This window comes from Flavobacterium sp. GP15, from assembly GCF_014281985.1.
Classification (GTDB): domain Bacteria; phylum Bacteroidota; class Bacteroidia; order Flavobacteriales; family Flavobacteriaceae; genus Flavobacterium; species Flavobacterium pygoscelis.
This window is the reverse complement of record NZ_JACFTC010000002.1, coordinates 127,809-154,190: the sequence shown is the minus strand read 5'-3', so window position 1 is coordinate 154,190 and position 26,382 is coordinate 127,809. Positions and strand designations below refer to the sequence as shown.

Here is a 26,382-nt window from a genome sequence, read left to right as displayed (position 1 = left end):
CAATACATTGAACTAGGACAAGAAATAAAAAAAAATGAAATTTAATGTTTTGCCATTTTTGTCCTTATTTTACTCAAAAATTCAGCCGAAATACCCAAATAAGACGCTATGAAATGTTGAGCAACACGTTGCGGAAGTGCTGGATAATGTTCTAAAAACTCTATATATTTTTCTGTAGCAGTTTTAGAAATAGTATTAAAAAGTCGTTCTTGAGTAACGGCCAAACTGCGTTGCATCAAAATTCGAAAAGCACGTTCAAACTTTGGTGCTTTACTAAAAAGCTCTTCTTTCGTTTCGGGATTAAACATAAAGAACTCACAATCTTCTATAGTTTCAATATAAACTCTACTCGGATTTTTTTCATAGATACTAAACGAAATATCACTAATCCAAGCATTTTCAATGGCAAACTGAAGAATAACTTCAAAGCCATTGGCATCAATATAATACTTTCGAACACAGCCTTTAATAACAAAAGCTTCAAAATTGCACATTTCACCTTCATGAAGCAAAATCGTTTTTTTAGGAACAGCTTTAAACTCCATTAAGGAATTAAAAATAGCTAATTCATTAGTGTCAAAAGAGACGTATCTTCCTATATTAGTATTGATTTGTGAATGCAAAGTGAGTAGTTTTAGAAACTAAAGATAAAAAATGTTTATCAAAAATGAATACTAGACCTATTAAATTAGCAAATATTTCTACTAAAACAAAATTCACTCCCGATTAAATTCCTACTTTTGTACCACTATAAATATAACAGAAATTTTATGCTCATTATTGGAATTGCAGGTGGTACGGGAAGCGGAAAAACAACCGTTGTACATCAGATTATGAATGAATTACCCGAAACAGAAGTCGGTATTATTTCTCAAGACTCGTATTACAAAGAAAATCACGGTCTCTCTTTTGACGAAAGAGCTTTAATTAACTTTGATCATCCTCGCGCAATTGATTTTGAATTATTGGTAGCACATCTCAAAGAATTAAAGGAAGGAAATAACATCAATCAACCCGTATATTCTTTTGTAACACACAACAGAACCGATGATACTGTTTTTACTCATCCCAGAAAAGTGATGATTGTAGAGGGAATATTAATTCTCGCAAACCCAGAGTTAAGAGAACTTTTTGATGTAAAAATATATGTTCATGCTGATTCTGACGAAAGATTAATTCGCCGTCTGAAAAGAGATATCGCAGAACGCGGACGAGATATGACAGAGGTTATTAACAGATATCAAACTACATTAAAACCAATGCACGAACAGTTTATAGAGCCTACAAAAGCATTTGCTGATATCATTATTCCAAACGACAAATACAATACAGTAGCCATAGATGTAGTCCGGGCAGTAATTAATCAAAAAATACTTTAAATTAGTTGTATTTTTAAATTTACTAATGATTAGGAGCTATTCCCGCTTTTCATTTCAATCTTTTTCCCTCTAAAGAACGAGGAAAAAAGGATTTCCATTACAATCGGGGCTAAAAATAAAAAAATGAAAAATCCATATAAAGACAAACCTTGGTTTAAATTTTTAAGTAACAAATACGTTTGGGTACTAATGTTCTTTTGTATATGGATGACTTTTTTAGATAATTATTCTTATTTTGATCATCGAATTTTAGACCAGCAAATTCAAGATCTTGAGGATAATGCTTCCTATTATAAAGAAGAAATAAGGAAAGATCAGGAGAACATTAAGCAATTAAAAAACTCCGAACAGATAGAAAAATACGCCCGCGAAAAATACTATATGAAAAAAGATAGTGAAGATATTTATATAATAGAATTTGAAGGCGACACAATTGAAAAAAAATAATTAAGTTTTGATTATTAAAAACCATCACATAATAAACGAATAAAATGGCTGCTACTCTTTTCGATGATTTCAATCCCATTTCTTCTAAACAGTGGAAACAAAAAATTCAATTTGAACTCAAGGGAGCTGATTACAATGAAACCTTAGTTTGGAATTCTCCAGAAGATATTCAGGTAAAACCGTTTTACCATAAGGATGAACTGGGTAAAACATTTTCTGTTGCCACAAAAGCGACTCAATTTAAAATATGTCAAAACATCTTTGTGTATGATGTAGAAAAATCAATTGAAAGAGCCATAAATACACTATGTCGTGGCGCAGACAGTATTCGATTTTCAATTGAAAATGAATCGATTGATATTACCAATTTATTAGAGAATTTGCCGTTATCTAATGTTACTGTTTATTTTAACCTAAGCTTTATTTCAACCGATTTCGTAAAAAAGATTGACGCTTTTGCTGCCAAAACCAACACAACTATCTTTTGTAATCTAGATCCAATTGGACAATTAGCCAAAGACGGCAATTGGTTTACGACCAAAGAAAAAAATAATTTTGAAACACTAAATTTACTTTCAAAACAAACCAAAGCGATTTCTTTAATCAGCATTAATTCTTCTTTGTATCAGAATGCTGGTGCAACTATTGTTCAGCAAATTGCCTATAGTTTAGGTCATGTCAATGAATATTTTAATAGAATAGAGTCGATCGAGCAACCTATAGTTTTTAAAGTAGCAGTAGGAACAAACTACTTTTTTGAGATTGCAAAATTACGTGCATTGAGACTATTATTTAATCTTATCGCTAAAGAATACAACCATAATTTAGATTGTAACATTATAGTTTCACCTACAAAACGAAATAAAACATTATACGATTATAATGTAAACATGTTACGTACTACAACCGAATGTATGAGTGCTATTATTGGCGGTGCAAATGCTATTGCTAATTTACCTTACGATGCTTTATACCACAAAGACAATGAATTTGGTGATCGAATAGCCAGAAACCAATTGTTGATTTTAAAAAATGAAAGCTATTTTGATAAAGTAAATAATCCAGCTGACGGAAGTTATTATATAGAAAACCTTACCAATCAATTAGCGGAAAAATCGCTAACATTATTCAAAGATATCGAGGCAAATGGTGGTTTTCTTAAACAACTGAATGACGGAATTATCAAAAGAAAAATTCAAGAAAGTGCCGATGCCGAGCAAGATTTATTTGATACGGGAAAAGAAATATTATTAGGAACCAACAAGCATCCTAATAAACAAGATAGAATGAAAGAGGATTTAGAATTGTTCCCTTTCGTAAAGCAAAATCCAAGAAAAACATTAATCAAACCGATAATCGAAAAGCGTTTAGCGGAAAGCTTAGAACAAGAGCGTTTGAAATTAGAAGATAATTAATTCCTTTTTTGCATTATTTAATATAAACAATAAAATTATGGAAGCTATTCGACAATTTGTAAAAGTAAAGAACCAGAAAATAAGTATCACTTTACCTGATGATTTTAAAGCTGAAGAAGTGGAAGTAATTATTTTACCTAAACTAAATTCATATGAAATTCCACAATGGCAAATAGATGAAGTTAGGGAAAGAACTAAAGAATATTTAAAAAATCCAAAAAATATTTTAAATTTTGACGATGTTTTAAAAGAAATGGAAGATGATTTATAATCTAAAAATTCTACCATTAGCCAAAAATGATTTAATTGAAATAGTAGATTGGTATCAAAACATTCAAAAAGGTTTAGAAAAACAATTCTTAAATTCAATACGTGAAGAGGTTAAAATAATTAGGTATAATCCTAAAATTTACCAAATAAGATATGATTCAACAAGAGTAGCATTAATTAAAACTTTCCCATATTTAATTCATTTTGAAATAAATAAAAAAGAAATTATTATTAAAGCGATTATACATTCATCTAGAGATTCTAAGACTTGGAAGAACCTAAAAAACCACTAACTGTTTTAGTGTTCAATAATCAGTATTAATGAAATGAGAAAAGACATACAACATATAAAACTAGGACAGTCACAAGATAAAGCAGTACGTGCAGACGAAAAAAGTTTTCTAACTGCTGAAAATATTGAACTGAAACAAACCTACTCCGAAAAAGATATACAAAATCTTCATCATCTTGATTTTGGAGCTGGCTTTGCGCCAAATTTACGCGGACCTTATGCCACTATGTATGTTCGCAGACCCTGGACAGTTCGTCAATATGCGGGATTTTCAACAGCGGAGGAAAGTAACGCTTTTTACAGAAGAAATTTAGCGGCTGGTCAAAAAGGACTTTCTATCGCTTTTGATTTACCTACACATCGTGGCTATGATTCCGATCATGAGCGCGTAGTTGGTGATGTAGGAAAAGCTGGTGTTGCTATCGACTCTGTAGAAGATATGAAAGTATTATTCGACCAAATCCCCTTGGATGAAATGTCTGTTTCTATGACGATGAACGGGGCCGTTTTACCAATTATGGCTTTCTATATTGTAGCTGCGGAAGAACAAGGAGTGAAACCGGAATTACTTTCTGGAACGATTCAAAATGATATTTTGAAAGAGTTTATGGTGCGTAATACGTATATCTATCCGCCAACGCCGTCTATGAAAATCATTGCTGATATCTTTGAATATACCAGTAAAAAAATGCCGAAATTCAATTCAATTTCAATTTCTGGATACCACATGCAAGAAGCGGGAGCAACTGCTGACATTGAGTTGGCTTACACGTTAGCGGACGGATTAGAATACATTAGAACTGGTTTAGCAACAGGAATGAAAATTGACGAATTTGCACCAAGATTATCCTTTTTCTGGGCAATTGGAATGAACCATTTTATGGAAATTGCCAAAATGCGTGCAGGGAGAATGATATGGGCAAAATTGGTCAAACAATTTGAACCAAAAGATGATAAATCTTTAGCTCTTAGAACGCATTGCCAAACTTCTGGTTGGAGTTTAACTGAACAAGATCCTTTTAACAATGTAGCACGAACTTGTATTGAAGCTGCCGCAGCAGCATTTGGAGGAACACAATCGCTACACACCAATGCGCTGGATGAAGCTATTGCATTACCAACCGATTTTTCTGCTAGAATTGCTAGAAATACACAATTGTATTTACAAGAGGAAACAAAAATCACTAAAACAGTAGATCCTTGGGCAGGAAGTTACTATGTAGAAAGTTTGACCAATGAAATCGCTGAAAATGCTTGGAAACTAATAGAAGAGGTTGAGGAATTGGGAGGAATGACCAAAGCAATCGAATCTGGAATTCCAAAATTGCGTATAGAAGAAGCAGCTGCAAGGAAACAAGCACGTATTGATAGTGGACAAGATATTATAGTTGGAGTCAATCAATATCGATTAGAAAAAGAAGACCCTTTGCAAATATTGGATGTAGATAACCAAATGGTTCGCAAACAACAATTAGAGCAATTAGACCGCATTAAGGCAACTAGAGATTCCGAAAAAGTGCAAAATTCTCTAAAAAAATTAATACTATGTGCTCAAACTGGCGAAGGTAATTTACTAGATTTAGCTGTTGATGCTGCTCGAAATAGAACCACATTAGGAGAAATTAGCGATGCATTAGAAACAGTTTTCGGAAGATACAAAGCACAAATTAAATCCTTTAGCGGTGTGTATAGTAAAGAGATAAAAGACGACAAAAGTTTTGAAAAAGCAAAACAAATGGCTGATGAATTTGCTAAGCAAGAGGGACGAAGACCTCGAATCATGATAGCAAAAATGGGGCAAGACGGTCACGATCGCGGAGCCAAAGTTGTTGCTACTGGTTACGCTGATGTTGGTTTTGATGTTGACATAGGTCCTCTTTTTCAAACCCCTGAGGAAGCAGCAAAACAGGCCATAGAAAATGATGTTCACATTTTAGGTGTTTCTTCATTAGCAGCAGGACATAAAACATTAGTTCCTCAAGTGATAGCAGAGCTTAAAAAATATGGTCGTGAAGATATTATGGTAGTTGTTGGAGGAGTGATTCCCGCACAAGATTACCAGTTTTTGTTTGACTCTGGTGCTGTAGCGGTTTTTGGACCTGGAACAAAAATCAGTGAAGCAGCAATTAAAATATTAGAAATTTTAATGGGAAGTTTTGAAGAAAGTAAAGAATAATATTTTTACTGTTTAAAAAAAAAGAAGGCTATCAAATAATGATAGCCCTCTTTTTTTATTCTATATACTATTTTAAATATTTTTTGCTTTTGCATTTACGTCAGCAACAATGAATGAAGTATCATAGCCACCAAACATTTTCATATAACTTCTTATTGAAGTTCCATAGGCATCCGTAAAATTGCGTTTTCCATTGTACCGAAAGAATTTCTTTACAGAACCAGCACCACCAAGATGAGCAGCCGCTAATATTCCTGATTCTGTAATGCGAAGACCATTCATAACAGTACCTTCGTATTTTTCAATTTCATTTTTTAATTCCCATTTATTCTTAGCTAAAAGAGCCAAAAAAGCTTTTTCTTGCAATTCAGGACTATTCAGAAAAGCAACCCTATCATTAATACCTACAGATTTTAATGTTTCAATACCAAATTGGTATTTACCCATATAACCTAAGGAATTAATTTTTTTGTATTTGCTTTCTGATTCTTTAAAGCCAACTGCTTCTCTGAAACCAACAAAGAAATTACCAGTAAAAGGGATACTTAAATTAGTGTACTCCTCCGCTTCTTGAGATGGATATAAGTAGTGTGTACCATCTTCTTCATTTATTAGAAACCAGGGGTGGGTTTCTAAATTAGCAGGTTTAAAACCTAAACTTAAAAAAACTGTAATAACAGTTAGACTTGTATAAAAATACCATTTCTTTATCATAAATTGTTTTTCTTCAAACGCTGTCCCGTTATGAAATTTCTACGTGCAAAGATACAATAAAATTATTTATACTGATAATCAGATAGTTAAAGTTTTCTAAAAATAGATTAAGTGGTATTTTACATCGTTAAAACGCTTAAACTCAATTGTTGGGGCTGGAACCTTAATAGTATTTATAACAGAAAAAAGAGTTTTAAGTAAAGAAGAATTTGTGTTAATTTTTGTAAGATTAATATCTAAACTTAGATAAAACTGCCTAAATGGCCTTGTACCAGTTGAAGAATAAATACTATTATTTTTTTGATTTGCTGAAATCATTGCTTCTGCTCCATAACCAACAGCCAGATTTAGCCATTTAGGAATTTTAGTTCCTTTTGCAAAAGAATATAAATTAAAGGAAAGCCAATATGTTTGACCATTATAATCCTTTAGAATTTGTTCAGAAAAAGAACTTCCTAAAACATCAGGTCTTAAATCAGCATATTTTGTAGTGTGAAAAGAGAATTTTGGGGTTATACGTTGTTCGTTCCAGATTAACTCTTGTGAAACATATAAAGCCGTTCCCGAAGCATTCGCTATAATATCTCCAGTAGAGGCTCCCCATTGTGATGAATATCCATCTAGTACCTCAACAGCGGTAAGAAATACAAATCCCACACCCGATCCGTAGAGTAACTGTTTTCTCTTAGAAACTCCACTCCATTTTAGCATTTCTGAACTCAATCGACCCAAATGGTATGAAGAAAATGCATGCCCTGCTTTATCCATTTGTAGCCAGTCTGAATTGTCATTTATAAAATGAAAATTTGATCTGGGATAATCAGCATACCAAAGTTGATTTAAACCGATCAAAGTTCCCGCACCAATTGCAATTTCTGAAATAAGAACAGTATTTTTTCTGATGTGATTTAAAGAATCTGATGGCCTTAATGTATTTTCAAATGGACTCTTTTGAGAATAGCCCATTTGAAAATATATTAAAATAAAAAAAAGAAGTGGTACTTTAAATTTCAAAACTATCTTTTGACTCCTTGACTGTTAATCCAGTCAGAATATTTTTTTGCATTTAAATTATGTTCAGCTAATGTAGCAGCAAATTCATGATATCCAAAACGTTCAATACTTGCACAAAAATAAATAAAGTCGTTTTTCTCTGGGTTCAATACCGCTTCAAGAGCAGTAATATCAGGCATAGCAATAGGCCCTGGAGGTAGTCCCAAATTTTTATAAGTATTATAAGGATGACTCATTGTCAAATCATTATAAAAAACTCTTTTGATAATTTGCTCAAAATCATTCGATTTCTTTTTGATGGCATAAATTACCGTAGGATCAGCCTGAAGTGGCATTCCTGCTCTTAAACGATTTAAATAAACACCTGCAATCCTTGGTCTTTCATCTTTTTTAACCGATTCTTTATGAACGATAGAAGCTAATATTGTTGCTTCAATTGGGGTTAAACCTTGTTTTTCTGCTTTAGCCACTCTTTCCTTAGTCCAAAAACTACGGTATTCCTTGATCATTTTATCACGGAACTTAAACGCAGTGGTGTTCCAGTATACTTCGTAAGTATTTGGAATAAACATCGCTAACACATTTTCTTCATTAAATCCGTTTTCCTTTAAAAAAATAGAATCTTTAAAAGAAGTAAGTAGTGAAAGACTGTCTGCTTCTATTTGCGAACCCACACGTCCGGCTAAATCCTCAATACGCTCTTGATTATTAAAAGCTAATTTCACAGCAGAATTAAGCCTCATTGTTTTTACTAGCGCAAAACTATTCATGTCTTTTGTTAATAAAAAACGACCTGGAATCACATTGTCGGAATACCCTCGTTTATCTGCAACCAAATCAAAACGATCCATATTTTCTACGTAAGGTGCAAGTATTTTTTGTACATCCTTATAGTTAGAATCAGTAGGAACATATACATACACTTCGTTTTCTGAGAATTTTGTATTCGGCGAAAAAATTTGGTTTAAGAGAATAAATCCGTAAATTAATAATACCGTTATTAAAGCAACAGCTACTATTGTTATAATTTTTTTTAATTTCATTTGTGGCATTTTATTTTGTAGAATATCTATTTAAAAGCTTTGGTAACTGATTTTTAAATAAAAATCAGAAAGTAGTATTGATCAATTGAAAAAGAGCTTCGTCTTTGTATTTTCCTTTTACAAAAGTCCATTCTTTTTTCACACCAATCATTTCGAATCCAAATTTAGTAAAAAGTGCATTACTTGCTACATTTTCAGTACCAATATTTGCATATAATTGATGTAAATTTAAATTAGAAAATGCATATTCAATTAATAGCTCTAATGCTTCAGAACCAATGTTTTGATTTCTGTTTTCAGTGCCTTGTAAAACAATACCCACTCCTGCTCTATTATTTTTTGGATCAAAATCAAATAAATCTACTAATCCTAATGCTGGAAAATCTTGATCTTTGCAAATAGCCAAACGCAATTGCTTGGCTTCGTAAATATCTTGATGTGCATTCTCTAAATATTGTTTCACTAAAAAACGACTATATGGGGTGTGCGTATTACTAACTTCCCAAATAGTTTGGTCATTTTCTATTGCATAAATAAACTCTAAATCATTTGGTTCTAATGCACGAAGATAAATAGTACTGCCTTTTAATGTTTTCATTTTTACGTTATTAAATTTCAATAATTCCATTAAAAACGAATTTTGCCGGCCCTTTAAGCATTACTTTTTTGAAAACAGAATCCTCTTTTACAAAAGAAACGATTAATTTACCACCTTGTACATTCAAATTTACAGTACAAGAATCTGTTTTACCCAGTACATTCATTGCTATAGCAACTGCGGTAGCACCTGTTCCGCAAGATAGTGTTTCATCTTCTACGCCTCTTTCATAAGTTCTTAAAGTAAAAGTACTTTCGTCAATTTGCTTGACAAAATTGATATTACTTCCTTCTTTTCCATACAATTCACTGTATCTAATTTGAGAACCGTTTTCTTTTACATTATACTGTTCTAAATTGTTGACTAACTGAACATGATGTGGAGATCCTGTATTAAGGAATACAAATTCCGGATTAACATTCACATCAGAAACATCAATCATTTGAAGTGCAACTAATCCATCGTCACTAATATGAGCATGATGTAAGCCATCTGTTGCCATGAAAGTAGTTGTTTTTTGGATCACATTTAATTTTTTAGCAAAAGCAACTAGACATCTACCTCCATTACCGCACATTGAACTTTGATTACCATCAGAATTGTAATAGACCATTTTAAAATCTGTTTCGGTATCGTTTTCCAACAAAATCAAGCCGTCTGCACCGATGCCAAAACGTCTGTCACACAATTGAGCAATTAGTTTTGTATTCTCTTTTGGAAAAAAATTGGTGCGATTATCTACCATTACAAAGTCGTTGCCTGTTCCTTGGTATTTAAAAAATTCTAATTGCATTTTAGGATGTATTAATTTACACAAAAGTACGAACTATTAATGAAATGTTAATCATTGTTAAAGAGCGTTAAACTAGAAATTATGGAATGATTTTAGTGTTAATTTTACGTATAAAATATTTTAAAACGAATTTAATATGAAAAAATTTTCAACACTTTTATTGGTTTCGTTATTAAGTGGAACAGTAACACTAGGCGCTTACAAAGTATTATTTGACACAAATGGGTATTTTTCTCAGCAGAAAAACGGAACCGTTACTACTGCTCCAGATTCTTATTCTAAAAAAATAGGATTATCAGCTGATGTGCTCGATTTTACTGAAGCTGCAGATAAGACAATTCATACCGTTGTTCACGTAAAGAACGTTTCTAGAAGAACGGTAAGCAATCCGATCTTAGAATATTTTTATGGATACAAAGGAGGACAATCTCAAGAACAAGTAGGAACAGGATCTGGAGTAATAATTTCAGAAGATGGATATATTGTTACTAATAATCATGTAATACAAGGAGCATCTGAAATTCAAATTACCTTGAACAATAAAAAATCGTATCAGGCAAAATTGATCGGAACCGATTCAAAAATGGATATTGCCTTATTGAAGATTGATGCTAATGAAAAATTACCGTACACCGTTTTTGCCAATTCAGATTCTGTTAAAGTTGGAGAGTGGGTTTTAGCAGTAGGAAATCCTTACAATTTAACCTCAACAGTAACTGCCGGAATTGTTTCAGCGAAAGCGCGAGACCTTAACACTAGCGGAATACAATCGTTTATACAAACAGATGCGGCTGTAAATCCTGGAAACAGTGGTGGTGCATTAGTAAATACTCGTGGCGAATTAATTGGTATTAATACCATGATTTCTTCGATGACAGGATCGTATGTTGGATATTCATTTGCTGTACCGTCCAACATTGCAAGAAAAATAATCGAAGACTTGATGGAATTTGGTAATGTTCAAAGAGGAATTTTAGGGGTTGAAGGTGGGGAATTAAACGGAATCGCATCTAAAGAATTAGGTATTTCTCAAACACAAGGTTTTTACATTAATAAGGTAACTAAAAATTCTGGTGCTGAAAAATCTGGATTAACAAAAGGAGATGTTATCATCAAATTAGACGATCAAAGCATTGCCACTTTTGCAGATCTTTCTGGATACATCAATACAAAAAGACCCAATGATAAAATACAAGTTACTTATATTAGAAATGGAAGTACAAAGGTCGTTCCTGTAATTCTAAGTAAAAATGAATTTTTTAGTACTGAATTTAAAGGAATCGAATTAGAAAACTTAGACGCAGCAGACAAAAAGAAATTTAAAATTGATTATGGTGTCAAAATAAAATCGATCACAAGTGAAAACTTAAAACAATATGATGCTGAATTAAGAGGAAATATAATCTTGAGCATTGATAATGTAAAAGCAACAGATATTGAAACTGTAGCTAAGATTATTAATAAAAAAGAAGAAAATCAAACTGTACGTTTAGAAATGATTAATAAAAATGGAGAAGTAATCCGTGTTATTATTTAAACTAAAATAAAGTTATTGTTAAATACCAAATGTAATTAAGTCTCCTAAATTTATTTTTAGGAGACTTTTTTTTTAAAATTATTACAAGTAACTTTTAAGCAAGATGTTTTTTAAACTTTCTTAATAAAATAAATCATGTATTTATATTTAAATTATTTTCTAGTTTTCCGTAACGACTTCCTAACTTATTTTTCAATCTTTGTTTTGATTTCTTTATCGCGTCAATGGTAACACCTAACAATTCAGCTATTTCACTATTACTAAAATTAAGTTTTTGCAACAATAAAATACGCATATTAGAATCGGTAATTTCTTTAAATTCTGATAAAATCATTTGGTAAAAATCAGGAAACTCTTTTTTAAATTCCCTTTTAAAGAGTAACCAATTATTTTCTGTCATCAAATGAGACTCTAATAGAGCAGTTAATTTTCCGTTTTTTTCTTCCAAATAATAGGAAGAAGAGTGTTGAATAGCACTAATTTCACTTTTCAATTTTTTAATTTGAATATTCTTATTTTTTAAATAATCAATTTGCGTGTTTAAATTTACTTATAGCTGAAATCATAAATCACATTTTTAAACTTTTAAGAGTAACACAAATTTAAAATGACAAATATTTTTTTATAAATATTTCGAAAAACAAGTTACGAAATCGATTGAAATGGGTACTTTTGCACCAAATTTTAAAAAATACACTAACTTATTTTCATTAAATTTTCAACATGGCTACTACAACTTTATACGAAAAAGAAGTCTCTTTTCAAGCCGACAGGCGACGTGCAGGAGTAAAACTTATCAAAATCATTAGTGATTTATGGTACGATAAATCCATAGAAATGGTTTTATTCCGCAATCAATTAATAGATCGAAATGTAAGCGATATCATCAACCTACATGGTTATGCTGGTGAATTCGTTGGAAAACCAATTTCTATCTTCGATTCTGTTAAAATTGCAAAAGCTATTTTAGAATTGGATCTACCACCTGCTAAACTAGATATCGGAAAACTAGCGTATGAATTTGCTTTAGAAGAAGACAAATATCCTGATGCCAAATATTTTGTTATTGACAAATTAAAAAATGCAAAAAACTCTGAGGAAATTCATCCTAAAGATGTGGTTTTGTATGGTTTTGGTAGAATTGGTCGATTATTGGCTAGAGAATTAATGTCAAAAACAGGTAAAGGAAGCCAGTTAAGATTGAGAGCTATTGTAACACGTGATAAAAATGATGCTACAACACTTGAAAAAAGAGCTTCTTTATTAAGATATGATTCGATTCATGGTGATTTTGAAGGCTCAGTAACTGCTGATATAGAGAACAATGCTTTGATTATCAATGGAACAACTGTACATATTATTACAGCTAATTCTCCAGAAGAAATTGATTATACTCTTTATGGAATCGACAAAGCTTTAGTTATTGACAATACGGGTGCATTTACTACTCACGAAGCTTTAAGCAGACATTTAGTATCAAAAGGTGCTGATAAGGTATTATTAACAGCTCCTGGAAAAGGGGTTCCAAATATTGTTCATGGAGTTAATCAGAACGAATATAATCCTGACGAAATTGATATTTTTTCTGCAGCTTCTTGTACAACTAATGCAATCACTCCTATTTTAAAAGCAGTTGAAGACACATTAGGCGTAGTAAAAGGACATTTAGAAACTATTCATGCCTACACAAATGACCAAAATTTAGTAGACAACATGCATAAAAAGTACCGTCGCGGAAGAGCAGCGGCTTTGAACATGGTAATTACTGAAACAGGGGCTGGAAGTGCTGTTGCAAAAGCATTGCCATCTTTAGAAGGAAAACTAACCTCAAATGCAATTCGAGTTCCTGTTCCTAACGGTTCATTAGTAGTTTTGAATCTTGAAGTTTCAAAAGCAACTTCAGTTACTGAAATCAATGCGATAATGAAAAAATATGCTCTAGAAGGAGAACTTGTTGAGCAAATTAAATATTCAATGAATAATGAGTTGGTTTCTTCAGATATTGTTGGAACTTCTCAACCTGCCATTTATGACAGTAATGCTACTATAGTTTCAAAAGATGGTAACAATATTGTTTTATATATATGGTATGATAACGAATACGGTTACAGCCACCAAGTAATAAGATTAGCAAAATATATTGCCAAAGTAAGACGTTTTACTTACTACTAGCCAATTATATACAGGTTGTAGATACTGATTGTTATTTTTAGTCTTAATCCTCATACTCAATAAAAATAATAATACAATCTTAATTAAATATAAAATCCGTCTCGTTTTCATAACGGGACGGATTTTTTAGTTAATTTATTTATACATCAAAAATAAAAACCTCTCACGAACTAAAGTTAAATAGATGATCGTTTATAACTAGATAGAAAAACTATTCTTTTGCTTTGGTTAGATAATAAATTGGAATCCCAGCTAACATTATTAGCACACCCCAACCGCAAGTACTTGTTTTTACAACTAATAATGCAATACAAATTGCTGTAGAAACCACAATGTAAAATCCTGGTAAAAAAGGATAACCAAAAGCTCTATAAGGACGTTCTAAATTTGGTAACTTCCTGCGAAGGATGAATATTCCTAATATAGTTAGCATGTAGAAAATCAAAACTACGATAACCACAAAATCTAATAAATCTCCATATTTTCCAGTCAAACATAACACAGAAGCCCAAAGACATTGTACCCAAATCGACCAAGCTGGAACACTTGCTTTATTAAGTTGAGCGGCTTTTTTGAAAAACAGACCATCTTGAGCCATCGTATAATAGACCCTTGCTCCTGCCATGATCATTCCGTTGTTACAAGCAAAAGTGGAAATCATAATCATTACCGCAATTAGAAATGTTCCTATCGGACCAAAGATATATTGCGACGCTACAACTGCAACTCTATCAGACTCGGCTGTTGCAATGCCTTGCATAGGCACAACTGCTAGATACATTAAATTTGCTAAAACGTAGATTACACAAACGATAACTGTCCCTAAGAATAAACTCAAACCTACATTCCGTTTAGGGTTTTTAATCTCGCCAGCAATAAAGGTAACTCCCTCCCAAGCTCCACTTGAGAATAGTGAACCGACTAATGCTGCAGAAATAGCAGAAATTAATGCCATACCGCTTATTGGCAACCAGTTCCCAGTTTCTACATTGAAGGATTGCGAAGCCCAAGCATTGGTCCAGTTTGCATCCCATACCTGAGCCTTAGCTGCCATGAAACCAAAAATTATCAAACCCGCCAATGAAACAATCTTAATCAAAGTAAGAACTGTTTGTAATATTTTAGAGTTTTTTACACCGCGACTATTAATATAACTCAAAAAAATAATGGTAATTATAGAGAGAACTTGCGCAGCATTTAGCTTAAAACTTCCTATTTCGTATAAAATATTTTTATCACTTAAAGGCGCGTATAAATAAGCTGAAAATTTTGCAAAAGCAACGCCAACTGCCGCAATAGTACCTGTTTGAATTACAGCGAAGAAACTCCAACCGTATAAAAAACCAACTAACTTTCCGTATGCTTCCTTGATATAGACATATTGCCCTCCTGCCTTTGGAAACATCGCACTCAATTCTCCATAACTAACTGCTGCAATAACTGTAATCACACCAGTAAGAACCCACATAGCAATAAGCCAACCTGCAGATCCTAATTGGCGCACCATGTCTGAACTTACAATAAAGATTCCTGAACCAATCATGGATCCTACAACGAGCATTGTTCCGTCTAGTAATCCTAATTCTCTTTTAAAATCTTCGGGTTTATTTTCTTCCATATAATCGTTTTTGGTTTTGGTTTCGATAAAGATATATCTTTTTTTAAAAATGCAAATCATAAAAGTAAATCACATGACATCAAGCAAAAAAAATGTAATAAAAAAGACGCTATCTTTACCAATAGTGGAAGATAGCGTCTATTATTCTATATTAATCCAAAATGCAGACAGGATTATTTAAATTTATAAAAGAAATATTTAGAAATAAATCTTTTATTTTGCTTTAACCGGTGGCAAATCAAATGCTAAGGCATCATGTTCAAATGCATTGCGGTGCGAACCATCACAAAAAGGTTTGTTTTTAGATAAACCACAACGACAAAGTCCTAGAGCAGTTCTTCCCTCTAATCCGTATACATTACCATCAGCATCTGTTATTTCAAAATCTCCTTCGATTTTTATAGATCCGTTACGATTAATTGTAAGTTTTGTTTTGCTCATACTATTTTATTTTTTTTTAATGTCCAAAGATTGTAATTATAAGTTGATCAATCAAGATCGTTTAAGTTTTTTTATAACCGCTTGTCACAATTTACAACGGTTCTATTTAATAAAAAAACCACCAAAATTAAATTTTGATGGTTTTAATCTAGAATTGTTATTAAAAAGATAAATCATCATTTTAATAACTACCTCAACCTAATTACATTATTGTAATAAAGCGTCAAACTCAGCCTCAATTGTAGGACTAGAAGGACGTTGTGCATCGGCTTTAACTATTTTTCCATTGGGATCAATTAATATAAATCTAGGAATTCCTGTTATATTATAGTCTTTAACAAATTGAGAATTCCAGTCATTATCAGCAAAAACTTGTACGCCACCTAATTCTTTATCTTTAATTAATTTGCGCCATTTTTCTACATCCTTTAATTGATCAATTGACAAACTTACAAACACAATATTTTTTTGATGGTATTTTTCCTCTAATTTTTTTAAAAATGGAATTTCAGCACGACATGGAGCACACCAAGTTGCCCAAACATCAATATATACATATTTACCTCTAAAATCCTCTAATTTAGTTTTCCCTCCTTTATAATTGTCATACTCAAAAGTTGGAGACATAGCGCCATCCATTTTTTTAGTTTTCATTGCTTCATCATAATATTTTGCCATACTCACCAATGACTTATCAATATTTTTCTTTTGCAATGTTACAAAATTGACATCTAATTTTTTGTTGTCCAATACTAGTAAATCAGCATTTTTTTTATCATTTATGCTTTTAGTGAAAATTTCTTCAGATGAAGCCAAAAGTGAATCGTAATCATATGCTGCATCTTTTATAGCGTTTTGCGCTAATATATTATTCTCTAAAGCTCCTTTACCACTATAAACAATAGATTCATCAAATTTCTTAGCATCCATTTTTAAACTTAGATCATATCCGTTCTTCAAAAATAATTGCGTGTATTCTTTACCATCAAACAACATATAAAACCCTTCCTCTACAGGAAATGAATCTTTAAAAAAACCATCTTTATTTACTGAAATCTTTTTTATTTCTTTTCCGTTGTTGCTGTCTAAGAAACTTATAGCATTGGTATTTCTGTTCGCAATTTCAGCTTTAAAAGACAAAGCAGTTTTAGATTGTCCTATCACATTTGCAGTAGTAATAAATGTTAATGCGATAAAAAGTAATTTTCTCATTGAGTTATAATTTTATTATTCGCTCCAAAAATAATTTATTAAAATTAAGTCATATTATTAATTAACATAAAATTAATGATAAGTATTCCTTATAACATCTTTTTTAATAAAATATATAAATAGAATTTATAAATTAATAGATATCCTTTATTTAAATCCTGAAAAATGACATAAAATCTCATCAGATATTATATTTGTTTTTAAAATTCTAAATATTATAAAATTGAAAATATCACATCAAATTGTGTAATGTTTTTTAAGTTTAAGTTCACCAACTTTGTAATCAAGCATATAAATAATTGTTGAAACATAAAAAATAAAATATCATGAGCGATAATGAAACTAAACACACAATTGAAGGCGTTGATAAATTGAAAGAACTAGTAGAAGCGATTCGTATTTGTCTTTTTTCAACTAAACTAAAAACTCAAGATGGTGCAACTACAAGACCAATGAGTGCTGTAAAAGTATGTGATCAAGGAAATATTTATTTTTTTAATCAAAAAGACAGTGATAAAAATAAAGAAATTGAGGAAGACCCAAAAGTTCAATTATTTTTTTCACATCCTGCGAAGGGAAGCTATTTAGTAGTTAATGGAACTGCATCAATTACTACAGATCGAAAAAAGATTGAAGAATTATGGAATCCTGCAGTAGAAATTTGGTTTGAAAAAGGAAAAGACGATCCCAACATATCTATTATAAAAGTTACTCCATCCAGCGCCTATTTTTGGGATACCGATGGCAATCAAATGATCAATATCTTAAAGATGGCAGCATCATTTGTTACAGGAACTAATTTAGTGAGTGGTTCTGAAGGGGAAATTGTAATTTAATAAAAAAAAACGCTCTACAAGTAGAGCGTTTTTTTTTATTTCCAATAAGTCTATTGAAGAACTCGATTGATCTGAGTGAAATTTTTCTGATAATATTTTTCTTTAGTAGATGAAATGATAACTCCACTACTCACAGAGGAATGAATAAACTTAATTTCACCTTCATTAACTTCAACAACCATTCCTACATGGTTAATTTGACTTCTTCCATTTGTTTTAAAGAAAATTAAATCGCCTTTTTGTGCTTCTTCTGTATTAATTTTAGTTCCAATTCCAGATTGTTCTCGAGAAGTTCTTGGCAACTTGATATCAAAAGCTCCAAAAGTTGTACACATAAGTCCTGAGCAATCAAACCCAGATTTTGTTGTTCCTCCTGTGCGGTAACGTGAACCTATATTTTGTGAAGCACTTTCAATTAATTCATCCAAAAACTCATGATCAAATGTTGGTTTTATTGAATTATTAAAATCAATCTTAGTATTTTGTATAGTTGCTTTAGCATCTGCTACTGCATTATTTTCTAAAGATAGATTAGCAGCAGTTATACTCAATTTATGACCTACACGGAGTTTATTTTTTATCTCCGGATTCTGTCTTTCTAACTCCTTAACTGTTATTCCATATTCTTTTGCAATTGCAAATTTTGTTTCCTTTGGCATCACTTCTCTAATTATAGTATTCAAAGAATTATTTTCTTTAATAACATCTATAGAAGCTACCATATTAGTATCATTTTTTATCTCCTGCTTATTTGTATCCATTGCTATTTCAGCAACTACATTTCCAGGTATAAAAACTTTTTGCCCCACTTTAAGAGATTTAACTCCTAATCCTGGATTGACTTTGTCAAAATCCTTAATGGTGATTCCGTATTTTTTTGTAATGGAGTATTTAGTTTCTTTAGGTAAAACTTCCCAAATAAAAGTAGATGATGACACAACTGGAGTGGCAGCAATTTCTTGCTTTATTACAATATCTTTTGTTGATTCATATACAACATCAACAGGAATTGCGTTAGCTGGAATATTTATTTTTTGCCCAATTTTTAAATCTGAAGAAGCAAGAGTTGGATTAATTTGATTTAATTCTTTAATACTTATTCCATATTGCTTTGCTATACCATAAAGGGTTTCTTTAGCTTGAACTTGATGCTCTTTTCCAGTATAATTTTGAGCAATTTGAGTTGAAGTGGCAGCTGTCTTAGTTGAAGAGGCAACAGGTATTAATAATATTGAATTTAGTTTTAGAAGATTTTTAGCTTTGGGATTTAATTTTAAAATCGCACTTTGCTTTACTTCATATTTCTCTGCAATGCTGGATATAGTTTCTCCTTTTACGATAGTGTGTTTTGTTATTTTTTCTTGTGAAAAAAGCACGATGCTATTTAAAAAAACTAGTATTACAATTATTCTTAAACTCATATTCATTTATTTCAAATTACTTATCCCTGGATATTTTTATGACGATTTCGGGATATAATTATTAAATTTCGCCATTATGAATTTCTAAAAAAATTAGGAAATTCTCTACATAAAATTGCTTTATAACTTCATAGAAAATATCTATTGATTAATGTACAAACAGTAGAATTCTAATAAATGCTAATATAGAATTATTTATCAAAAAACGCACTATTTTGTTTCATAATTTTTAAACATTCTTATATAATAACGGTATTTTCAAGTTTTTCCGCTGTTTTTTGAATATTTCAATAGCCTTAAACTATAATATACTTAGATTTTTATTTTTTATTACTATAGTACTAACTTTATCATAATAAATCGGTATTCTTAAATAAAAGAACTAATCAAGGATTAAAAAAACATTCTTTTTTTTATAAATAAAATTAGACTCATGAATTCATTGTGGTTTTGTGAAAAAGAAAATGAGTCAAAACCTTTTAAAAATAATGTGAAAAAAATTCAAAATTAAATGTAAAAAAAATGTTTAGTACTTAATTTGCAGTTTTTAAAAAACAACAAACCAAGTCCTAAACACTTTATATTGTAATAATAATTTTTTTTTAAAAGATCAATTTAAGATTTTTTAAATTATGCTTCAGCTGCAATTAAATTTAGTGCCGAACCAGCAACAAACCAACCAATTTGTCCTTCATTATAGGTATGATTTGCCATTATAACATCTGTAGTTCCATCAGCATGGACAAATTCTAATGTTAATTGTTTTTCTGGAGCAAATTCTATTAAATCTAAGAAATTTATAGTGTCATCTTCCTGAATTTTATCATAATCCGCTTCGTTTGCAAAAGTCAATCCTAACATTCCTTGTTTTTTAAGGTTTGTTTCGTGAATTCGAGCAAAAGACTTAACCAAAACCGCTTTAACACCAAGAAAACGAGGTTCCATAGCAGCATGTTCACGAGAGGAACCTTCACCATAATTATGATCTCCCACAACTACTGAAGGAACTCCAGCCGCTTTATATGATCGTGCTACCGAAGGAACAGTATCATAAATACCGGTTAACTGATTCTTAACTGTATTTGGTTTTTGATTGAAGGCGTTAATAGCACCAATCAACATATTATTGGAAATATTATCTAAATGTCCACGGAAACGCAACCACGGTCCAGCCATAGAAATATGGTCTGTTGTACATTTTCCAAAAGCTTTGATAAGCAATTTAGCCCCTGTAATGTTTTTTCCATCCCAAGGTGCAAATGGAGCCAATAACTGTAAACGTTCTGAATCTGGATTTACAGAAACTACTATATTCGAACCATCGTGAGCGGGTGCTTGAAAACCGGGATCAACCACATCAAATCCGTTAGGTGGTAATTCATCTCCAGTTGGTTCTTCTAAACGAACTTCTTCACCATCTTCGTTAATTAAAGTATCTGTCAAAGGATTAAACCCTAAATCTCCTGCAATTGCCATAGCAGTAACTAATTCTGGAGACCCTACAAAAGCTAATGTATTTGGATTACCATCCGCTCTTTTTGAGAAATTACGGTTAAAAGAATGCACAATTGTATTTCTTTCTTCTTTCTCTGCTCCTTCTCTATCCCACATTCCGATGCAAGGTCCGCATGCATTTGCAAAAACAGTAGCACCAATTTTCTCGAAAGTATCAATAAATCCATCACGTTCGATTGTGTAACGAATAGTTTCAGAACCTGGATTTATAGTAAACTGCGCTTTTGTTTTTAACTTTTTATCTGCAACTTGTCGTGCTAAAGAAGCTGCACGTGAAATATCTTCGTAAGAAGAGTTAGTACAAGAACCAATTAAGCCAACTTGAATTTGTAATGGCCAATCATTTTTAATAGCTTCTTCTTTCATTTTAGAGATTGGAGTGGCTAAATCAGGAGTAAATGGACCATTTAAATGAGGCTCTAATTCAGATAAATTAATCTCGATTACTTGATCAAAATATTTCTCTGGCTCGGCATAAACTTCAGGATCACCAGTTAAATAAGGCGCAATTTTATCTGCAGCATCGGCAACATCTGCTCTGTTAGTAGCACGTAAATAACGCCCCATCGAATCATCGTAACCAAAGGTTGAAGTGGTAGCTCCAATTTCAGCACCCATATTACAAATTGTACCTTTACCAGTACAAGACATCGCTATCGCTCCTTCACCAAAATATTCAACAATAGCGCCAGTTCCTCCTTTTACAGTCAGAATACCAGCTACTTTTAAAATAACATCTTTTGGTGCAGTCCAACCTGATAGTTTACCAGTTAATTTTACTCCAATTAATTTAGGAAATTTTAATTCCCAAGCCATTCCTGACATTACATCTACTGCATCGGCTCCACCAACACCAATGGCAACCATTCCTAAACCACCTGCATTAACCGTGTGAGAATCGGTACCAATCATCATTCCGCCTGGGAAAGCATAATTTTCAAGAACTACTTGGTGAATAATTCCAGCTCCTGGCTTCCAAAAACCGATACCATATTTATTAGAAACTGATGATAAGAAATCAAAAACTTCATTACTTTGTGTTTTGGCTCTAGCCAAATCTTTCTCTGCTCCTACTTTTGCTTGAATTAAGTGGTCGCAATGTACCGTAGTAGGAACTGCTACTTTGGGTTTTCCAGCGTGCATAAATTGCAATAATGCCATTTGTGCAGTTGCATCTTGACAAGCGACTCTATCCGGAGCAAAGTCAACATAATCAGTGCCTCGCGTAAAAGCCTGAGTAGGTTTTCCTTCCCAAAGGTGATTGTACAAAATTTTCTCAGTTAAAGTAAGTGGACGACCAACTATTTTTCGTGCTTCGTCAACACGACTTGTCATGTTATCATACACTTTTTTAATCATTTCAATATCAAAAGCCATAGTATATAGGTATAATTATTATTCATTTTTTAAACACTACAAGTTACAAAAAAATAGTATAGCTCACAAAAGTTAGGAGTCTGAATATTTCTAAACAAAAAGTTAAACTACTGAATGTTATTTAATCACAAATAATCAAGATAAAGAATAATCAAAATCAATTTGGATTTTAGCAAGGTGTAAAAACAAAAAAAGCCTGAATTAAATCAGGCTTTTAAATAATATATAAAATATAGAATATTATTTAACTAACAATTTATGAGAAGGTGCAAATTGAGTTAAATTAATTCCTTTTACAGCAGTTTTATATTCATCTATTGTTGGTGTTCTACCTAAAATAGTCGAAAGTACTACTACAGGAGTTGATGAAAGTAACGACTCGCCTTTTTTACCTTCACTATCCTCAACAACTCTTCCTTGAAAAAGACGTGTAGAAGTTGCCATTACAGTATCTCCTTTTGCTGCTTTTTCTTGGTTACCCATACAAAGGTTACAACCAGGACGTTCTAAATATAACATCTTTTCGTATGAAGTACGAGCAACACCTTTTGGAGCATTATCATTGAATTCAAAACCAGAATATTTTTGTAAAATATCCCAATCGCCTTCAGCTTTAAGCTCATCTACAATATTATAAGTAGGAGGCGCAACTACTAATGGCGCTTTAAACTCAACTTTACCATATTGTTCGTCAATATTCTTCAGCATTTGAGCCAAAATTTTCATATCACCTTTATGTACCATACAAGATCCAACAAATCCAAGATCTACTTTTTTCACTCCACCATAAAAAGACAACGGTCTAATGGTATCATGCGTATATCTTTTAGAAACGTCAGCATTGTTAACATCTGGATCTGCAATCATTGGCTCATTGACTATATCTAAATCAATAACAACTTCAGCATAATATTTAGCATTTGCATCCGGTACTAAAGCTGGTTTTACACCTGATTTAATTTCCTCGATTCTGTTATTTGCTATATTGATTAATCCTTGAAGGACTTGTTTTTCATTATCCATCCCTTTATCGATCATGATTTGAATTCTACCTCTTGCAATTGCAAGTGATTGAATCAAAGTATCATCTTCAGAAATACAAATAGAAGCTTTCGCTTTCATTTCTGCAGTCCAGTCTGTAAAAGTAAAGGCTTGATCTGCAGTCAAAGTCCCTAAATGAACTTCAATAATTCTTCCTTGGAAAACATTCTCTCCACCAAAAGTTTTAAGCATTTGAGATTGTGTAGCATGAACCACATCACGGAAATCCATGTAAGTTTTCATTTCTCCTTTGAAAGTAACTTTTACAGATTCCGGAATTGGCATTGAAGCTTCACCAGTAGCCAGTGCCAATGCAACTGTTCCTGAATCTGCACCAAAAGCAACCCCTTTGGACATTCTGGTATGAGAGTCACCACCAATAATAATTGCCCACTCATCTACAGTAATATCATTTAAAACCTTATGTATAACATCGGTCATTGCAGGATAAACTCCTTTTGGATCACGTGCAGTAATCAAACCGAAGTCATTCATAAATTTCATTAATCGAGGAATATTTGCTTTCGATTTATTATCCCAAACGGAAGCAGTATGACAACCTGATTGGTAAGCACCGTCAACGATTGGAGAAATAACCGTAGCAGCCATAGACTCTAATTCCTGAGAAGTCATCAAACCAGTGGTGTCTTGCGAACCTACAATATTTACAGTAACACGAACATCAGAACCAGCGTGTAAAACTTTACCCGGAGTGTTTCCAACTGCATTTTTATTAAATATTTTTTCTACAGCCGTAAGACCTTGCCCTTCAATAGTAACTTCTTTCGATGGTGCAAATACTGGCACAATACCAATACCTAAAACCTTTGATGCAAAAGTTTGCAGTTTTTTTCCAAATACAATTGCATACGAACCACCCGCTTTTATAAATTCCATTTTCTGAGGAGTAAATGCCTTAGAAATATCGATTAATTCTTGATCGCCATTATATAATTTCTTAGTTTTTGTATTAATAGTAAGTACTGTTCCGGTAGCAACAGAATAGGCTTCCTCTAAAATAACATCACCATTTTCATTACGAATTGCATTGCCGTTTTCATCTAGTTTTTTAACCCAGTTTTTAAGATCCAAACCAATACCGCCCGTAACATCTACAGTGGTTAGGAAAATAGGAGAAATTCCATTTGTCCCAGCAACAATAGGAGCAACATTAATAAAGGGAACATATGGACTTGCTTGTTTTCCTGTCCAAAGTGCTACGTTATTTACACCCGACATCCTTGAAGAACCCACACCCATAGTTCCTTTTTCAGCAATTAACATCACACTTTTATCTGGATGCTGCATTTGTAAAACTCTGATTTCATCTTGAGCTTCAGGAGAAATTAAACATTTCCCGTGCAATTCTCGATCCGATCTTGAGTGCGCTTGATTTCCTGGAGAAAGTAAATCTGTTGAGATATCTCCCTCACCAGCTATGTAAGTAACTACTTTAATTTCTTCAACTACTTCTGGAAGTTTAGTAAAAAATTCCGCTTTAGCATAACTTTCTAAAATTGCTGCAGCAATAGGATTTCCTTCTTTGAAAGCTACTTCTAAACGATTTGTATCTGCTTCGTATAAGAAAAATTGTGTTTTAAGAACTTCAGCAGCATCATTTGCGATAGCAGCATCACTCCCTAAAGCTAAATCTAGCAAAACCTCTATAGAAGGACCACCTTTCATGTGAGATAATAACTCAAAAGCAAAAACAGGAGTAATTTCTTTAACGACTGCTGTTCTTAGAATAATTTCCTTTAGAAATACCGCTTTTACAGCAGCAGCAGGAGTAGTTCCAGGAACTACATTATAAATAAAGAACTTAAGAGATTCTTCTCTATTGGCATTATCTATTTCTTTAATTTGTGCAATGATTGCGCTTAGCAATTCAGAACCATCAATTGGCTTAGGATGAAGACCCTGAGCTTTTCTTTCTTCGATTTCTTTGAGATAATCGTTATAAATGTTCATAATAGCAGTATTTCAATGTTAAAGGCAGATTATTCTGATTGACTCAAAATAAAAAACCAAATAGTTAGGTTTTTTTTATTGTTATGCAAATTTAGTTATTTCATATGATATTAGAAAGAATTTAATAAAACACATCTTTCCAAAAATTATTATTATTAAATAGCCAAATTCATTGTATAAAGTTGCGAAAAAAACAAAATAATTGTTTTAAATTATAATATTATCATTGAATTTACTAATCTCTTTTACTATCTGTAATAGTAGTATTTTAGCTTGACACTTAAAAAAAAAATTATAAATAAAAAACTGGAATTGCATTTTATTAAAATACAATTCCAGTTTTTTATTTTTGTTTATTTAATATAAATCTACCTTCCAAACAATCTTGAGAAAAAACCTCTATTACCAGAGTCTTCTTCTACCTCTAATTCTTCTCTTTTTAAAGAATTCTGAGTTTTTTCATAATCTAAAATGCATTCCTCTACAAACTCTACATAGGTTCTTTTTTTCTCTTCTAAAAAACCAATTAAGTAACGCTCACTCGCTTCCATTCCACTCGCTTGCTCAATTTGCAACAATCTTTTATACAAGGGCTCAATGTGTTTACTAATTACTTCTTGAGGAACAGCTTTTCTTCTTCCAAAATAATGAGTAATCTCTCCATTAGAGTCTTTAGAAATTTCGAAATCAGTTACTACCCAATAGTATCTTCCAGATTTAGCTAAGTTTTTAACAACCGCATAAAAATTCTTTCCCGCTTTTAAGTTATCCCAAAGTACTTTAAAAATTACTCTAGGCATATCTGGATGCCTTATCATACTATGAGGTTGAGACATTAATTCGTAATCCTCGTATCCACTAACATCAACAAAAACTTCATTGGCATATTCTATAATTCCTTTAGAATCTGTCTTACTCATAATTGTTTGGGTTTTATCCCAAGAAACCTCTTTATCAATTGGAATTGGTCTTGTAAAAATCACATTGTTCTGGCTCATATTAAAGTATATTTTGTGAATAAATTATACGCAAAAGTATGATTACAATCACAAACCAAATATGATTATTATCATGACATATAAAAAAAATCAACAAAATAA

General features: G+C 31.9%; 23 protein-coding genes. 9 read left to right on the top strand and 14 right to left on the bottom strand.

The annotated features are described in order from the left end of the window. Nucleotides 1-41: 41 nt before the first annotated feature. Nucleotides 42-623 (bottom strand): Crp/Fnr family transcriptional regulator, encoded by a 582-nt coding sequence (locus H2650_RS04890; protein ID WP_255462797.1) that lies wholly within the window; start codon nt 621-623, stop codon nt 42-44. Nucleotides 624-770: 147 nt separating this feature from the next. Here H2650_RS04890 and udk point away from each other — a divergent pair, with 147 nt between their 5' ends. The 6 genes from udk (at nt 771) to scpA (ending at nt 5,979) form a co-directional block, all read left to right on the top strand. Further along, a complete protein-coding gene (gene udk, locus H2650_RS04885) occupies nt 771-1,379 on the top strand; it encodes a uridine kinase (protein ID WP_188049642.1) in 609 nt (202 codons plus the stop codon). 123 nt (nt 1,380-1,502) lie between these two features. After that, the gene (locus tag H2650_RS04880) at nt 1,503-1,826 is read left to right on the top strand and encodes a septum formation initiator family protein (RefSeq protein WP_188049641.1); all 324 of its coding nucleotides are present in this window, start codon (nt 1,503-1,505) and stop codon (nt 1,824-1,826) included. A gap of 44 nt (nt 1,827-1,870) precedes the next feature. After that, nucleotides 1,871-3,241, top strand: coding sequence for a methylmalonyl-CoA mutase subunit beta (locus tag H2650_RS04875; RefSeq protein WP_188049640.1), 1,371 nt, complete (start codon nt 1,871-1,873; stop codon nt 3,239-3,241). Between the two features lie 37 nt (nt 3,242-3,278). Continuing rightward, nucleotides 3,279-3,512 (top strand): hypothetical protein, encoded by a 234-nt coding sequence (locus H2650_RS04870; protein WP_188049639.1) that lies wholly within the window; start codon nt 3,279-3,281, stop codon nt 3,510-3,512. After that, a complete protein-coding gene (locus H2650_RS04865; protein ID WP_188049638.1) occupies nt 3,502-3,804 on the top strand; it encodes a type II toxin-antitoxin system RelE/ParE family toxin in 303 nt (100 codons plus the stop codon). The genes H2650_RS04870 and H2650_RS04865 overlap by 11 nt, the downstream gene beginning before the upstream one ends. Nucleotides 3,805-3,837: 33 nt before the next feature. Beyond that, on the top strand, nt 3,838-5,979 hold the full coding sequence (gene scpA, locus H2650_RS04860) for a methylmalonyl-CoA mutase (protein WP_188049637.1): 2,142 nt from the start codon (nt 3,838-3,840) through the stop codon (nt 5,977-5,979). Between the two features lie 72 nt (nt 5,980-6,051). Here the strand turns inward: scpA and H2650_RS04855 are convergent, their stop codons facing one another. From H2650_RS04855 to dapF, 5 genes are all read right to left on the bottom strand, one after another. Then, nucleotides 6,052-6,693: a peptidoglycan-binding protein LysM gene (locus H2650_RS04855; RefSeq protein WP_188049636.1), complete on the bottom strand. Its 642-nt coding sequence runs from the start codon at nt 6,691-6,693 to the stop codon at nt 6,052-6,054. A gap of 96 nt (nt 6,694-6,789) precedes the next feature. Further along, nucleotides 6,790-7,659, bottom strand: coding sequence for a DUF2279 domain-containing protein (locus tag H2650_RS04850; protein WP_188049635.1), 870 nt, complete (start codon nt 7,657-7,659; stop codon nt 6,790-6,792). 50 nt (nt 7,660-7,709) lie between these two features. Beyond that, a complete protein-coding gene (gene mltG, locus H2650_RS04845; RefSeq protein WP_188049634.1) occupies nt 7,710-8,750 on the bottom strand; it encodes an endolytic transglycosylase MltG in 1,041 nt (346 codons plus the stop codon). Nucleotides 8,751-8,814: 64 nt separating this feature from the next. Next, entirely contained in the window at nt 8,815-9,348 is a 534-nt protein-coding gene (locus H2650_RS04840) for a GNAT family N-acetyltransferase (RefSeq protein WP_188049633.1), read from the bottom strand. Nucleotides 9,349-9,358: 10 nt separating this feature from the next. After that, nucleotides 9,359-10,141: a diaminopimelate epimerase gene (gene dapF, locus H2650_RS04835; protein WP_188049632.1), complete on the bottom strand. Its 783-nt coding sequence runs from the start codon at nt 10,139-10,141 to the stop codon at nt 9,359-9,361. A 136-nt stretch (nt 10,142-10,277) separates the two neighbouring features. Here dapF and H2650_RS04830 point away from each other — a divergent pair, with 136 nt between their 5' ends. Then, nucleotides 10,278-11,678 carry a trypsin-like peptidase domain-containing protein gene (locus tag H2650_RS04830; protein ID WP_188049631.1) on the top strand — a complete coding sequence of 467 codons (1,401 nt, stop codon included), beginning with the start codon at nt 10,278-10,280 and terminating at the stop codon, nt 11,676-11,678. A 133-nt stretch (nt 11,679-11,811) separates the two neighbouring features. Here H2650_RS04830 and H2650_RS04825 read toward each other — a convergent pair whose 3' ends face one another. Continuing rightward, complete coding sequence (locus tag H2650_RS04825) at nt 11,812-12,171, bottom strand: hypothetical protein (protein ID WP_188049630.1); 360 nt, start codon at nt 12,169-12,171, stop codon at nt 11,812-11,814. Nucleotides 12,172-12,401: 230 nt separating this feature from the next. Between H2650_RS04825 and H2650_RS04820 the strand changes: the two genes are divergently transcribed. Further along, nucleotides 12,402-13,850 carry a glyceraldehyde-3-phosphate dehydrogenase gene (locus tag H2650_RS04820; protein WP_188049629.1) on the top strand — a complete coding sequence of 483 codons (1,449 nt, stop codon included), beginning with the start codon at nt 12,402-12,404 and terminating at the stop codon, nt 13,848-13,850. 211 nt (nt 13,851-14,061) lie between these two features. On the opposite strand, the gene H2650_RS04815 is transcribed toward H2650_RS04820, so the two are convergent. From H2650_RS04815 to H2650_RS04805, 3 genes are all read right to left on the bottom strand, one after another. Beyond that, nucleotides 14,062-15,468 (bottom strand): APC family permease, encoded by a 1,407-nt coding sequence (locus H2650_RS04815; protein WP_188049628.1) that lies wholly within the window; start codon nt 15,466-15,468, stop codon nt 14,062-14,064. Between the two features lie 213 nt (nt 15,469-15,681). Continuing rightward, nucleotides 15,682-15,909 (bottom strand): CDGSH iron-sulfur domain-containing protein, encoded by a 228-nt coding sequence (locus H2650_RS04810; RefSeq protein WP_188049627.1) that lies wholly within the window; start codon nt 15,907-15,909, stop codon nt 15,682-15,684. A 207-nt stretch (nt 15,910-16,116) separates the two neighbouring features. Continuing rightward, on the bottom strand, nt 16,117-17,121 hold the full coding sequence (locus H2650_RS04805) for a TlpA disulfide reductase family protein (protein WP_188049626.1): 1,005 nt from the start codon (nt 17,119-17,121) through the stop codon (nt 16,117-16,119). Nucleotides 17,122-17,447: 326 nt separating this feature from the next. On the opposite strand from H2650_RS04805, the gene H2650_RS04800 reads away from it, so the two are divergent. Further along, nucleotides 17,448-17,957 carry a pyridoxamine 5'-phosphate oxidase family protein gene (locus H2650_RS04800; RefSeq protein WP_188049625.1) on the top strand — a complete coding sequence of 170 codons (510 nt, stop codon included), beginning with the start codon at nt 17,448-17,450 and terminating at the stop codon, nt 17,955-17,957. Nucleotides 17,958-18,007: 50 nt separating this feature from the next. Here H2650_RS04800 and H2650_RS04795 read toward each other — a convergent pair whose 3' ends face one another. From H2650_RS04795 to H2650_RS04780, 4 genes are all read right to left on the bottom strand, one after another. Beyond that, nucleotides 18,008-19,378: a peptidoglycan endopeptidase gene (locus tag H2650_RS04795; protein ID WP_188049624.1), complete on the bottom strand. Its 1,371-nt coding sequence runs from the start codon at nt 19,376-19,378 to the stop codon at nt 18,008-18,010. Between the two features lie 630 nt (nt 19,379-20,008). Further along, a complete protein-coding gene (locus tag H2650_RS04790; RefSeq protein WP_188049623.1) occupies nt 20,009-22,270 on the bottom strand; it encodes an aconitate hydratase in 2,262 nt (753 codons plus the stop codon). Between the two features lie 240 nt (nt 22,271-22,510). Then, on the bottom strand, nt 22,511-25,282 hold the full coding sequence (locus H2650_RS04785; protein WP_188049622.1) for a bifunctional aconitate hydratase 2/2-methylisocitrate dehydratase: 2,772 nt from the start codon (nt 25,280-25,282) through the stop codon (nt 22,511-22,513). Nucleotides 25,283-25,650: 368 nt separating this feature from the next. Continuing rightward, a complete protein-coding gene (locus H2650_RS04780) occupies nt 25,651-26,280 on the bottom strand; it encodes a PAS domain-containing protein (protein WP_188049621.1) in 630 nt (209 codons plus the stop codon). Nucleotides 26,281-26,382: the final 102 nt, after the last annotated feature.

Coding starts and splice junctions, on each gene's coding strand:
- udk (WP_188049642.1), top strand. CDS start 771: ATGCTCATTATTGGAATTGCAGGTGGTACGGGAAGCGGAAAAACAACC.
- H2650_RS04880 (WP_188049641.1), top strand. CDS start 1,503: ATGAAAAATCCATATAAAGACAAACCTTGGTTTAAATTTTTAAGTAAC.
- H2650_RS04875 (WP_188049640.1), top strand. CDS start 1,871: ATGGCTGCTACTCTTTTCGATGATTTCAATCCCATTTCTTCTAAACAG.
- H2650_RS04870 (WP_188049639.1), top strand. CDS start 3,279: ATGGAAGCTATTCGACAATTTGTAAAAGTAAAGAACCAGAAAATAAGT.
- H2650_RS04865 (WP_188049638.1), top strand. CDS start 3,502: ATGATTTATAATCTAAAAATTCTACCATTAGCCAAAAATGATTTAATT.
- scpA (WP_188049637.1), top strand. CDS start 3,838: ATGAGAAAAGACATACAACATATAAAACTAGGACAGTCACAAGATAAA.
- H2650_RS04855 (WP_188049636.1), bottom strand. CDS start 6,693: ATGATAAAGAAATGGTATTTTTATACAAGTCTAACTGTTATTACAGTT.
- H2650_RS04850 (WP_188049635.1), bottom strand. CDS start 7,659: ATGGGCTATTCTCAAAAGAGTCCATTTGAAAATACATTAAGGCCATCA.
- mltG (WP_188049634.1), bottom strand. CDS start 8,750: ATGAAATTAAAAAAAATTATAACAATAGTAGCTGTTGCTTTAATAACG.
- H2650_RS04840 (WP_188049633.1), bottom strand. CDS start 9,348: ATGAAAACATTAAAAGGCAGTACTATTTATCTTCGTGCATTAGAACCA.
- dapF (WP_188049632.1), bottom strand. CDS start 10,141: ATGCAATTAGAATTTTTTAAATACCAAGGAACAGGCAACGACTTTGTA.
- H2650_RS04830 (WP_188049631.1), top strand. CDS start 10,278: ATGAAAAAATTTTCAACACTTTTATTGGTTTCGTTATTAAGTGGAACA.
- H2650_RS04820 (WP_188049629.1), top strand. CDS start 12,402: ATGGCTACTACAACTTTATACGAAAAAGAAGTCTCTTTTCAAGCCGAC.
- H2650_RS04815 (WP_188049628.1), bottom strand. CDS start 15,468: ATGGAAGAAAATAAACCCGAAGATTTTAAAAGAGAATTAGGATTACTA.
- H2650_RS04810 (WP_188049627.1), bottom strand. CDS start 15,909: ATGAGCAAAACAAAACTTACAATTAATCGTAACGGATCTATAAAAATC.
- H2650_RS04805 (WP_188049626.1), bottom strand. CDS start 17,121: ATGAGAAAATTACTTTTTATCGCATTAACATTTATTACTACTGCAAAT.
- H2650_RS04800 (WP_188049625.1), top strand. CDS start 17,448: ATGAGCGATAATGAAACTAAACACACAATTGAAGGCGTTGATAAATTG.
- H2650_RS04795 (WP_188049624.1), bottom strand. CDS start 19,378: ATGAGTTTAAGAATAATTGTAATACTAGTTTTTTTAAATAGCATCGTG.
- H2650_RS04790 (WP_188049623.1), bottom strand. CDS start 22,270: ATGGCTTTTGATATTGAAATGATTAAAAAAGTGTATGATAACATGACA.
- H2650_RS04785 (WP_188049622.1), bottom strand. CDS start 25,282: ATGAACATTTATAACGATTATCTCAAAGAAATCGAAGAAAGAAAAGCT.
- H2650_RS04780 (WP_188049621.1), bottom strand. CDS start 26,280: ATGAGCCAGAACAATGTGATTTTTACAAGACCAATTCCAATTGATAAA.